Below are 12,609 nucleotides of genomic sequence, written 5' to 3'. Positions count from 1 at the left end.
TCTCACTTGTTGACTATACGGTAACCGTATAGTTTATATTTTTTATTGTAGAGAAAGCAGGTGAGTATACATGACATTTAAAAAAGCAACAGTTTTAGCATTAGTATCTAGTGCACTATTCTTAATCGTCATTGATATGACTGTATTATATACAGCGCTACCGATACTAACGCATGATTTACATGCTACAGCAACGGAAAAACTATGGATTGTTAATGCATACGCACTCGTCGTGGCAGGGTTATTACCAGGTTTAGGTACATTGGGTGACTATGTGGGGCATAAGCGTATGTTCTTAACAGGATTAATGATATTTGGAGCTGCCTCTGTGCTAGCTGCTAGTGCAACATCACCAGAGATGTTAATTATTGCAAGAGTGATACTAGCGATAGGCGCAGCAGCAATGATGCCACCCACATTATCTATAATTAAACGTACATTTGTCGATGAACAAGAGCGTGCATTTGCGTTAGGCGTATGGTCTGCAATCACAGCTGCAGGAGCAGGTTTAGGACCTGTAATTGGTGGTGGTTTGTTGGCCTACTTCTCTTGGCATTCAGTATTTATAATAAATATACCAATTGTGGTTATTGTCTTAATATTATCTTATTTATTTGTACCGAATTATCCTGTTCAGAAGACGGGACGTTGGGATGTTATCAGTTCTATACAGATTATGGTTGGGCTGATTAGTGTTGTTTACGCGATTAAAGAAGTTACTAAACAAGGACCGAATTTCATAATAGCAGGGACGACTTTGGTGATTGGTTTAATAGCGATTACTTTATTTGTTATGAGACAACGTAAGGTTCAACAACCATTAATTAATTTGAAAATCTTTAAGAATATCCACTTTACGGTGGGGACGTTAGTTGCGATTGTTACAGCATTTACGATGATGGGATTTGAATATATCTTGTCTCAGAGACTACAACTTGTATTAGATTTAACAGCATTTCAAGCAGGATTAATAGTGATGACAATGGCCGTAGCTTCATTAGTTGGGGCAATAGGTATCGGCATGATTTTAACGAAGTATGGCACAATAAAGTTACAGTGGGTAACATTGATGATTGCTTGGGTTGGAATCATCTTGTTCTATTGGATACTTGATGGCTCTTTAGTGATTCAAATTATTACATTGATGCTAGTAGGTTTAGGACTCGGTGGTGCCATGACATTAGCATCTACAGCTATAATGACAAATACATCCGATGAAAATTCAGGTATGGCAGCATCTATAGAGGAAGTGTCATTTGAGTTTGGTGGATCATTAGGTATCGCAGTACTTGGAGGTTTGTTTTCAATGTTTTATAGCTTATCATTTAACTTTAAAGATAGTGGAATAGATTTGGCTAAGGCTAAAGGAAGTCTTGACGAAACTTTGATTCAAGCTGAACAGCAACCAGAGTCTATCAGCAAACCATTGATTGCAGCAGGGAAACTTGCATTTGATCAGTCATTTTCCATTATTATGATGATTGGTAGTGTGATTATAGGAGCAACAATTATTCTATTGATATTATTAGATTATAAAAACAAACGACAAACTTCAGTCATTGAATAAGTGAGCGTTGATATTATATTAGTTAAAATAAACTGACACTTAGGAGATGGAAAAGGCAGCACAGATATAATCTATGAACAAGGCAGTAAATGAGTTTATACATTCATTTACTGCCTTTATATTTACAATCATTTATCTGCTTAGTTCAGTTATTTAATTACACTATCCTAGAAGTCATCTTTGACTGGTATGACTACCTATAAAACCGCGTTTAAAAGTATCTTAGTTCTATGTGTATTGTTTTTGTTATAAATAGGAGGATTGGTAATTTATAATGGAACGTATTGTTTAGTTCGTTTTTTTCAAATAAATTGTTTATCCAATTAAATCTCGATTTCTATAGCCAACATAACCTAGAATAATCAAGATGATACTAATTAAAGTCATAATCGTAAATGGCATGATTTCAAAGCTTTCTTTTGGCATTTGAGGAAGCCAATTAAATAGTGCTGTTTTTGAAAACCAGTCAGGTAAATCTAAAATACCACCAAAATAATTGATAGCAAAATTATAGCCAAGATAAGCATAAGTTAATTTGCCAAGTCTCGGTGCCCAGCCAAGCGCCAAAGTAGCTAGCCCTGTGAAAAATAATATTGCTGGAAAATAGTTGCACCCAGTGGCAAGAAAATCTATAAGCTTTAACTCAACATGTCCATCCAGTACAGTTAATGCAGTTCCACCTAGGCTAAGGGTAACCGCTAAAATACCTATAATGATAAACAATAATGCTAATCCAATCGTGGTCCAATAAAGTCTACCGCGCGTTACTTTAGTAGGGAAGATTTGACTAAAACGAAATTTACTTTCTTCAGAGAATAATTTATTGACAATTGCAATTGGTAATATCGTTACGAGACTCACCATAATGATCATTATCGTACTAGTGAATGAAGATTCTAGGGAAGCGTTAGAATTAGCAAACATTTGTTTAATCATTGCATTACCTTCTATGAAATTCTGCATATCGCCATAAATTGAACCGTAAGCTATACCCATAGTTATAAAGGCAATAATCCAGCTGATAATTGCTGTTTTATTAATTTTAAATAATAAGCCATGGATAGACAATAATGATTTTTTAGCATGTGCTTTTCCTTTTAGCTCAGGTATATAACTCGCACCCATATCGCGTTTGCCTTCAAGTATCATAGCGATAATAACGACTACCATATTAAATAGGGTTGCCATGATGATTGGATACCAATGATTATCTGTAAAAGGATATCCAAGATAGCTCCAACCAAGCGGGTTAGCATAAGACAAATCAATATTAGAAACGTCTGTACCGGCACGAAGGATATATAATAAACCTACAATACCAAGAGATGCACCAGTAGCAGATGAAGCGGATGGCATGATTTGAGACATTATGAGTGCAATGCTACCTCCCATAATCCCAGTCATACCTATTGAGATGCCAAAGAGCAATGAGCCTTGCATGGTAATTGTATCTACATTAAAGCTCATCATAATCCCAAATATAAGCAACGATATTAACACGTTAACTAATAAGATTTCTATAAAAGCAGCAAGAGAATTTGCTTGTCGCCCAACATGAAATGAACGTACTAGTTCAGTAAGTCCCAATTCCTCTTCTTTACGTGTATGACTAATCACATGTAACATGGACACAATCATTGAACATAGTCCGCAAAACAGTAGCATTTCATGTGCGTACATCGCGCCCAAAGTGTAGTCTTTCGCTGTTTCTATAGGAGTAGGGCCAATGATAGAGATCATCGCAGGGTTTTGTAATGTTTCAAACATACCAATGAGCCCATTTCCTTTGGACATTTCTTTAAAAGAAGGAACAAATCCTGCAGAAAATATAGCAACAGATAGCACCCAAATCATTAATTTTTTCCAGTCGCGCTTTAAATACTGTAAAAAAAGCATGTGCCAAAGAGCAAATTTTTCACTCATCTCAAATGCACCTCCTAACTATTTTTATTTTCATAATGGCGCATAAACAACTCTTCCAAAGTTGGTGGTGTAGATTCCAATTTCTTAACACCTAATTTTGCGGCTTCATTCAAAATATGACTTAGCTGCTTATTATCTGCAGAAAATGTTGCTTGATTAAGGTGTTGCTTAAAGTCAAATACGCCCTCAACATTTGATAACTTAGTGACATCTGTTTCTGTTTCTAGTGTTATCGTTGAAGATGTTAAATGTCTTAATTCATCGAGTGTTCCACTTTCTACAATTTCTCCTTGTCGAATAATAGCCACTCTATCTGCTAAACGTTCCACTTCACTTAAAATATGTGACGATAATAAAATGGATTTCCCATTATTTTTAATTTTTTCCACTTCTTCTTGAAATACGACTTCCATTAATGGATCTAATCCAGAAGTAGGTTCATCAAAAATATATAAATCTGAATCTACAGATAATGCTGATATCAAACCTACCTTTTGACGATTACCTTTTGAATAGCCCTTTGCTTTTTTCTTAGGATCTAGCTCGAAACGTTTTATGAGTTCATCACGTTTATCCGTATCACCATTACCATGTAATTTCATAAATAAATCGATGATTTCTCCGCCAGTCATATTACCCCATAATGCAACGTCTCCAGGCACATAAGATATATGTTTATGAATTTTTAAGCTCTCTTTCCACACATCTTTTCCGAAAATTTCTGCACTTCCTGCGTCACGTTTAATAGTTCCTAACAATATACGTAACGTGGTAGATTTCCCTGCACCATTAGGACCAATAAAGCCTAAGACTTCTCCTTTATTTACTGTAAAAGAAACGTTGTTTAAAGCTTTGAAATTTCCAAAACTTTTTTGTAAATGACTTATCTTTACAACTTCCTCCATAATAATTCTCCCCTTATAAAATGATTTGATTAATCATAGCTCGCCTTCATTATAGAAACTTCGCTTTAATATTTGAGCGTATAGTTTCCATTCATTAAAGTACTGATTTCCAAATTCAGAAAAATTTTCAAACGAATTGATTTGATGAATCGCTTTTTCTCCAAAACCATACATTGTCCAATTAAGAATTTCTATTGCCTTGTTAATATCTATATCATCACGAAACTTTGAATAGTCTATGCCACTATATATTTTTTCATTTCCATGCTTATAGATAAGATTGATATTTTCCTCAATATAAGGTTTTACTTCTTCTGCTGATTCCTTATTTATAGATTTTAGAAAATCAAAAATTTCTGGATGATTCTGTTGTATATATAGTTTTTGCATACCGATATTCTCGAGTCGATTGAATACATCTGTTTCACTTAAATCAATTTCCGCATACATATTTTCTATAATTTGAACACTATAGCTAATTAAATAGCGATAAAGGTCCTTTTTATTATTAAAATAATTAAACAGTGATCCTTTAGATATTTGAGCATTCTTCACAATTTCATTTGTTGATGCCTTGTCATAGCCACTTTTCACAAATTCCTTAATAGCAGCATTTACAATAGTTCTTTGCTTAGCTGGTTTTAGATTATTAAACAAACTATTAATAAAAAGACCTCCCTTAAAATATAAATGACTACTTTGGTCATTTATAATATACAACTAATGACCAATGTGGTCAATATATAAAATGTAAAATAGCGTCTAAATACATAACAATTTTAGTTAGGTATAAAATAATGAAAAGTGACTGGATGAAACATGGATATATTGGGATTTCGACATTTTTGTTAACGATGAATAAAGAATAAGAAAATATATGAAATTAATTCATCTTTTAGTAGATGAATTGTGGTAAATTAAGTTAGAAAATATATTTTGGAGGTTGGATGATGGAATCAACATTACCGAATTGTCCTGAATGTGGTTCAGAATACACATATGAGGATGGGAATTTATTGGTTTGTCCAATGTGTAATCATGAATGGTCTGCTGAAGACGATACTGCTGTTGAGGAAAATGAAATTAAAGATGTTAATGGTCAAGTATTAAATGATGGTGATGATGTCACAGTAATTAAAGACTTGAAAGTTAAAGGTGTGTCTTCAGTAATCAAGCAGGGTACTAAAGTAAAAGGTATTCGCTTAGTAGATCCAGAAGATGGTCACGATATTGATTGCAAAGTTCCAGGTATTGGACAAGTTGGTTTAAAATCTTCTGTAGTTAAAAAAGTGAATAAATAATTTATTAGTATACTGAAATACAAATTAAACCCCAGAGGTTAGATGGAATCTAGCTTTTGGGGTTCTTAAGCGTTGAAAAAAATAGATTGTTGTTGAATTTTTTACAGTAATTTAAATAAACTAACGAGAGCGTTTAATATAGTAATAATTAAAAATACTAATTTAATTTTAGATTTATCAATAATTGAAAAACACCACAAAATCACACTATATAAACCTGCAGATAATAGTATTGTGAAGATTATGATTAAGAAATTTTGAGAAACGCTAACTCCATTGTTTAGCAGTGTTAATACAGCAGTTATCACTGCCCCTGGTAAAATTGAAGTTATAAAGAGAAAAACATTTAAACCAATAGAGAATTTTTGCTTCGTACCTAATACGCCAACGATGATTTTATAAATTAAAGACTGAAAAATAATGAGAATGAGTCCACAAAGGACTGTTAAAATATTTAACCAAAATAAGGCTAATGCGGAATTTATATGTATATCTATTGGCATATGTTCTACTTTATTTTCTAAAATTGATTTAGCTGATATTTGAATAGTCGCAGTATAAATAATGACAAATAAAACAGTTAAAACAACCTGATACTTTGTTAGTTTAATCATAAGCACCATCCTTTCAAAGATAAATAAATTTCAAGAGATCGCTGATTTATGATATTTAATTTAATTAATAATGGTATTTCTAAGGCAAGAATATAATTACAATTTACACCGGTCAATACTAATTAAGCTTTATTAATAAGAGTATATGTTAGATTAATAAAAATATAATTCAGAGATTTAACTTTAAAATTCAAAAATGTTTTATAAAGCTACTATCAAAAATAGCCCTCTAATCTAATTCATAGAATAGAGGGCTGTTTCTTTAATTTGAAAGTAATAACAATTAATGCTGTATAATTTAAACATTTATTACTCTATAGGTTATTGTACTTTATTGTAATACCCATCCAAATGGGTCTTTCAATGTGTGCCAGTTCATGTCAATTTCATCATGCTGTAATAAGCATTGATCTAGTTCTTGTTCAATTTGTGCAACATCCAAATGGGTACCGATAATGACGAATTGTGTATTACGGTCTCCATATTCAGGATCCCACATTTCGCGTACATCTTCACGTTCGTTTAAAATTGTACGTTGCGCAGATTCGTCCATGGATGCTACCCAATATGTAACAGGATGAAGTTCTACTGCTGAACCAGCCTGTGAGAACAAGCAAGCAACATTGTTATACTGTGCTAACCAGACAATACCTTTGGCTCTGACAATATGCTTACCCATTGTTTCAATCCAATGATTAAAACGTTCTGCATGAAATGGTAATCTTCGTCGATATACAAACGAGGAAATACCATATTCTTCAGTTTCTGGTGTATGCGTTTCGTGACCGCCATGTGTCAATTCTCTAATCCAACCAGCTGAACTACTTGCAGTTTCAAAATCAAATCTTTGCGTATTTAAAACATCTGATAGTTTAACCCTTCCACGAATTGTACGAATCAATTTAGCTTCAGGTTGTAGTTTGCGCAATATTTGTTCTAATTCATCTAGCTGTTCAGCACTGACTAAATCTGTCTTGTTTAAGATTAGAACATTGCAAAATTCGATTTGATCAATTAATAAATCAGCAATTGTACGTTCATCATCATCGCTAACGCCTTGTCCTCTATCATTTAATAGGTCTTGTGATTGGAGATCATTGATAAATCGATTTGCATCTACAACAGTGACCATTGTGTCTAAGCGACATAATTTTGATAAATCAATACCCATTTCTTCATCCATATAGGAAAATGTTTGAGCAACAGGTACAGGTTCAGAAATACCTGTAGACTCAATAATAATTTGTTCTATGTCACCCTTTTTACATAACTGTTCAACTTCTTGAAGTAAGTCTTCGCGTAATGTACAGCAGATACACCCATTTGATAGTTCTACCAATTTCTCATCCGTTCTAGAAATACCTCCACCATCTGCAATCAAGTCCTTATCGATATTTACTTCACTCATATCATTGACGATAACTGCAATTTTAAGGCCTTGGCGATTATTTAAAATATTATTTAAAACAGTTGTTTTACCTGCCCCTAAATAGCCACTAAGTACTGTTACTGGTATTTCAGTCATAAAAATCCTCCTAATCTATTAAATCGTAATCGTTACGATTTAATAGATTATATTATACTTATTCTAAAATAACAATAGGTTAAAATTATTTATAATTTGCAATGGCTGTATTATCAGAGGATAAAGAAAGAAGGCATAAAAAATCCTTCCATTATTTATGGAAGGATACTTTAAACTCTATAATAGCGCGTATAGAAAGTGTTATTCATTTACTTTGTCGAATGATTTTGGATAAAAACTAAATTTCATTTCACTCATTGGTAACCATCTGAACCACACTTTACCTACAACAGAATCTTTTGAAATTAGGCCTAAGTCCTTGCGACTATCATTACTTACGAATCTATTGTCTCCTAGGACTAAGTATTTACCTTTTGGAATTTTCTTTTTACCACCGGAGTGCTTTGTATCTGATACATCAAAGTTTTCAGTGAGGTATTTCTCGATTTTATTTTTCTTGTTTAATGTTAAATATGGTTCTTTTACTAGTTTACCATTAATATAAAGTTTGTCTTTTTTACTTTCTACGGTGTCTCCAGGTTTACCAATTAAGCGTTTAATATAATCATCTTTCTTCGTTGCATGGAAAATAATGACATCGCCTCTATCAATCGTGTTCATACGTGTTGATAGTTTATTGACGACAAGTTTATCGCCATCTTCGAACGTAGGTGCCATAGAACTTCCGCTTACCGTGTAACCTGTTAATAAAAATGCAGTTACAATCCAAGCAACCGCTACACCTATTGCAATAGAAACAATCCATTCAATAATATTTTTCATCAACTATTCCACCCTATTTTCATCAATTTTATTACTTGTATTTATAAGAAAAGTCTACTATTAAAAATGTGTAGAGTCTATATATAAACATTTATAATTTTTTGATAAATATAATTATTATATTTTATTGTATTGTGTAAATTGTTGTTATATCATTATGAACTGAAGGAAACATTATTATATAAGGAAAGGATTAGAATTATGTTTCATTATTACAAGTTGTTTTGGCTTAATATGTTTAATATTAATGACAGAGCAAGACGTAAAGCGTTTTGGTACCCAGTTTTGATGAATATTATCGTATCAATAGTAGGTTCATTACTAAATAGCGTGTTACCTATACCCAATTGGTTTGCTTTAACTATAGCAATAATTTTTAATATAGCAACGACAATTGGAATGTATACTGTAACAGTTAGACGTAATCATGACATCGGTATGACTATGAAATTTGCAACGGTCCTTTATGGACTAACGATACTATTTAGTATTTTAGAATTTGGTCCAGTTTATCAAGGCATTAATAATCTACCGATACCAGAGAGTATTATTATGGCAATAGGGGGCATCTTAATGGTTATTTTTGTAGTACTATGTATTATTTCAATTGCACTTTGTGTGACAAGTGGACAAAAAGAACCGAATCAATATGGTGAAAATCCAAAATATACATAACTAATAGTCACTTAATTGGTAATTTGTATTGGGAATGAATTTAATTTGAATGAAGGTAGGACAAAATGAATAGAACATATCTAGGTAATATCATATTTGCTATTTGGTGTGTCGGTGTATGGGGCATACTTGCTATTATGACTATATTTGATATTAAGGTAGTTCAACAGATAGGGGCATTCATTATATTTGTAGTTTTATCTGTTGTAATAAAATATTTAATTCAAAAATTTGTAGTTAATGTTAAATCAAAAGCACAAATAATCAAATTCAAAGGCGGGTTAACGTATGGAAGCTCCAAAGATATTGAAATGGGAGCGAAAGATCAGAATTAGTTTAGTAATACTCTTTTTTATTGTGTCGATGATAAATATTATTGGTAGTGATACGATGGGCCTTGGGGACTATGCCGAAAACCAATTCATAATTATGTGTATATACAGTGTACTGTTGATATTGAACGGCATATTATATACATGGGGAAAGTTTAGAAATAGACAGATACGTAATTTTATTTTCAATTTTCAAGCTTTGGCGTTTCTCAATATTATAATAGTTGGACTGATACTATACTTTAATGTGGATGAAATCATGGATAAATGGATATTGTGGAGTCTATTTGCCCTGATTAATGGTATTTATTTAGGTATTATCGAACATCATTATAAAAAGTCGACGACAATATCAAATACGCATATACATAACAATTAAATTTTCAAAACAAATAACCTTCAGTAACCTTTATGGTTACTGGAGGTTTTAATTTATAGAAATATTCACTTATAACTTTAAAATATAAGACGTCCGGAAGTCTTGTTTTGAAATATATGGAAATCAATAAGTTACTGCGCTATTTGACATATTTGGATCTGCATACAATTCTTTACAAATATCGATGAAAATATTTGTAGCATGTGTTGGGGAATGCGAAATGTACATTCCTAAAATACGGTATGCTTGTTCTTCTAGTTTTAGTAGCTTTATTTTTTTTGAACACTTATGCTTTTCTAAAACTAGTTTAGGTCGAATGTTAATTCCTAAATTTGCTTCGACCAAGGCGATGATAGGTCCATCCTCTGAAACTTCGTATCTTACATTTGGTTTTAAATTACTTTTCTCAAATAGAATACGAATTTCATCGTCCCAATTTTTTTTGGGTTTTATAAAGGGGTGCATTGAAATGTCTTCGAGTGAAACAATTTTTGAATTACTTAAAGGATGATGCTCGGAAACCATACAAATTAATTCATCTTTTATAAAAGGTATAAAGTTTAATTGGCTGTCATTTGATGGGGTGTTAAAACAACAATCTAATTCTCCTAATAGTACTTTTTTTTCTAAAGATTCATAGTCACCTTCATGTATATTTACTTCTATACCTGGGTAACGGTGTTCTAGTGTTTTGACAATATTAGGTAGCCAATTTGCAGTAATACTTGAAAAAGAACCAACATTAACAATGCCAGTTTCAAAACCATTTAAATTTTGAGCCTCTTCAATCAATGCTTTTTGAATTTTTTCCAATTGTAAAGTGTATTTATATATTCTTTCGCCTTCTGGAGTTAAAGACACACCACTTCGTGTTCTGTTTAGTAATTTTAAATTGAGGTCTTCTTCTAAGGATTTGATAGAGTTGCTCAGTCCTGGTTGTGTAATGAATAACAATTCAGCTGCTTCGCTCATGGTTTTTAATTGGACAACCTTATTGAATATTACATATCTTTGTAAAGTCAAACAATTCCCCCTTAATTTTTCTGAATATTTACTATAATCAGAATTTATTTTAATTATGACAAGTATCTAATTACAATTAAATTATGTCAAGGAAATATAAGGGGGATATGTATTATGGTAGATACGCAAAATACTGAAATTATTAAAAACTTTATTGGAGGTAAGTGGATTGAACCTAATGTGAATGATTATCTTAGCATTTACAATCCATCAACAGGTAATGAATCTGGGCGTGTACCTCTATCTAATGAAAAAGATTTTGAAAATGCTTATGAGGTGGCTATAGAAGCATTTGAATCTTGGAAAAAAGTATCTGTTCCCAAAAGAGCAAGAATATTATTTAAGTATCAACAATTACTAATAAATAACAAAAACGAATTGGCCAGAATTATTACTAAAGAAAATGGTAAAACAATTGAGGATGCTTTAGGTGAAGTTCAAAGAGGAATTGAGTGTGTAGAATTTGCAGCTGGAGCACCCACATTGATGATGGGTGAACAATTACCAGATATTGCAACTGGAATTGAATCAGGAATGTATAGGTATCCAATTGGTGTTGTTGGTGGTATAGCACCATTTAACTTCCCAATGATGGTTCCGTGTTGGATGTTTCCAATAGCAATTGCTTGTGGCAATACTTTTATTTTAAAGCCTTCTGAAAAGACACCTTTATTAGCTAATAAACTTGCTGAATTGCTAAAAGAAGCAGGTTTACCAGATGGAGTATTTAATATAGTTCATGGATCTGAAAAGATAGTAAATCAAATACTAAATCATAAAGGTATTGAAGCTGTTTCATTTGTAGGCTCACAACCAGTAGCCGAATATGTATATAAAACAGCTGCTACAAATGGTAAACGTGTACAAGCTTTAGCAGGTGCTAAAAACCATAGTATTGTACTTGAAGATGCAGACCTTAACAATACAGTTACTAATATAATAGGAGCAGCTTTTGGGTCTGCTGGACAACGATGTATGGCTGCTTCAGTTGTAGTTGCAGTAGGGGACATAGCTGATAATTTAGTAGAGCACTTGAAAATTGAAGCGGATAAAATTGTAGTAGGTGACGGCTCACAAAAAGAAATTTCTCTAGGGCCAGTAATTAGAAAAGAGCAATTAGACAGAACACTTAAAAATATTGAAATAGGTATTCAAGACAAAGCAACATTATTAAAAGATGGTAGAAATATTAATGTGAATAATAATGGGTATTTCGTTGGACCTACAATATTTGATAATGTAACCACTGAAATGAAGATATGGCAAGATGAATTGTTTGCACCTGTGCTGTCTATTATCAGAGTTAATACATTAGATGAAGCAATAGCTATTACTAACAAATCTGATTTTGCAAATGGAGCTTGCTTATATACAGATAGTGCAAAGGCTATAAGAAAATTTAGAGAAGAAATCGACTCTGGAATGTTAGGAATTAATTTAGGTGTTCCTGCTCCCATGGCATTTTTCCCGTTTTCTGGATATAAAAAATCATTTTATGGTGATTTACATGCAAATGGGAAAGATGGTGTTAATTTTTACACAAGAAAGAAAATGATAACGGCTCGTTACTAGTTAATTCAAA

At 32.3% G+C, this 12,609-nt stretch carries 12 protein-coding genes; 5 read left to right on the top strand and 7 right to left on the bottom strand.

All coding sequences use genetic code 11. The features are described 5' to 3' along the window. Positions 1 to 70: 70 nt before the first annotated feature. A complete protein-coding gene (locus ACY191_RS01275) occupies positions 71 to 1,567 on the top strand; it encodes an MFS transporter (RefSeq protein WP_229366759.1) in 1,497 nt (498 codons plus the stop codon). A 315-nt stretch (positions 1,568 to 1,882) separates the two neighbouring features. Here ACY191_RS01275 and ACY191_RS01270 read toward each other — a convergent pair whose 3' ends face one another. From ACY191_RS01270 to ACY191_RS01260, 3 genes are all read right to left on the bottom strand, one after another. Continuing rightward, entirely contained in the window at positions 1,883 to 3,421 is a 1,539-nt protein-coding gene (locus ACY191_RS01270; protein ID WP_267868233.1) for an ABC transporter permease, read from the bottom strand. A gap of 83 nt (positions 3,422 to 3,504) precedes the next feature. After that, positions 3,505 to 4,395, bottom strand: a complete 891-nt coding sequence (locus ACY191_RS01265) for an ABC transporter ATP-binding protein (protein WP_229366761.1) — start codon at positions 4,393 to 4,395, stop codon at positions 3,505 to 3,507. A 33-nt stretch (positions 4,396 to 4,428) separates the two neighbouring features. Then, complete coding sequence (locus ACY191_RS01260; protein ID WP_229366762.1) at positions 4,429 to 5,052, bottom strand: TetR/AcrR family transcriptional regulator; 624 nt, start codon at positions 5,050 to 5,052, stop codon at positions 4,429 to 4,431. 293 nt (positions 5,053 to 5,345) lie between these two features. Between ACY191_RS01260 and ACY191_RS01255 the strand changes: the two genes are divergently transcribed. Then, a complete protein-coding gene (locus ACY191_RS01255) occupies positions 5,346 to 5,696 on the top strand; it encodes a zinc ribbon domain-containing protein YjdM (RefSeq protein ID WP_042737758.1) in 351 nt (116 codons plus the stop codon). Positions 5,697 to 5,797: 101 nt separating this feature from the next. Here ACY191_RS01255 and ACY191_RS01250 read toward each other — a convergent pair whose 3' ends face one another. The 3 genes from ACY191_RS01250 to lepB all read right to left on the bottom strand — a co-directional run bounded on the left by ACY191_RS01250 (position 5,798) and on the right by lepB (position 8,621). Then, complete coding sequence (locus ACY191_RS01250) at positions 5,798 to 6,310, bottom strand: hypothetical protein (RefSeq protein WP_042737757.1); 513 nt, start codon at positions 6,308 to 6,310, stop codon at positions 5,798 to 5,800. A gap of 331 nt (positions 6,311 to 6,641) precedes the next feature. Further along, the gene (locus tag ACY191_RS01245; RefSeq protein WP_107579526.1) at positions 6,642 to 7,835 is read right to left on the bottom strand and encodes a GTP-binding protein; all 1,194 of its coding nucleotides are present in this window, start codon (positions 7,833 to 7,835) and stop codon (positions 6,642 to 6,644) included. Positions 7,836 to 8,036: 201 nt separating this feature from the next. Further along, positions 8,037 to 8,621 carry a signal peptidase I gene (gene lepB, locus ACY191_RS01240; protein WP_042737755.1) on the bottom strand — a complete coding sequence of 195 codons (585 nt, stop codon included), beginning with the start codon at positions 8,619 to 8,621 and terminating at the stop codon, positions 8,037 to 8,039. A gap of 231 nt (positions 8,622 to 8,852) precedes the next feature. On the opposite strand from lepB, the gene ACY191_RS01235 reads away from it, so the two are divergent. Together ACY191_RS01235 and ACY191_RS01230 are read left to right on the top strand one after the other, a co-directional pair. After that, positions 8,853 to 9,293, top strand: a complete 441-nt coding sequence (locus ACY191_RS01235; RefSeq protein WP_186823873.1) for a DUF805 domain-containing protein — start codon at positions 8,853 to 8,855, stop codon at positions 9,291 to 9,293. Between the two features lie 65 nt (positions 9,294 to 9,358). After that, positions 9,359 to 9,628, top strand: a complete 270-nt coding sequence (locus ACY191_RS01230) for a hypothetical protein (protein WP_042737753.1) — start codon at positions 9,359 to 9,361, stop codon at positions 9,626 to 9,628. 499 nt (positions 9,629 to 10,127) lie between these two features. Here ACY191_RS01230 and ACY191_RS01225 read toward each other — a convergent pair whose 3' ends face one another. After that, the gene (locus ACY191_RS01225) at positions 10,128 to 11,027 is read right to left on the bottom strand and encodes a LysR family transcriptional regulator (RefSeq protein WP_229366764.1); all 900 of its coding nucleotides are present in this window, start codon (positions 11,025 to 11,027) and stop codon (positions 10,128 to 10,130) included. 114 nt (positions 11,028 to 11,141) lie between these two features. Between ACY191_RS01225 and ACY191_RS01220 the strand changes: the two genes are divergently transcribed. Then, entirely contained in the window at positions 11,142 to 12,599 is a 1,458-nt protein-coding gene (locus ACY191_RS01220) for a CoA-acylating methylmalonate-semialdehyde dehydrogenase (RefSeq protein WP_229366765.1), read from the top strand. Positions 12,600 to 12,609 lie beyond the last annotated feature (10 nt).

The organism is Staphylococcus sp. TCBT05 (genome assembly GCF_055179755.1).
The sequence above is the reverse complement of the archived record's forward strand: the minus strand, read 5'-3'. Positions and strand labels throughout refer to the sequence as shown.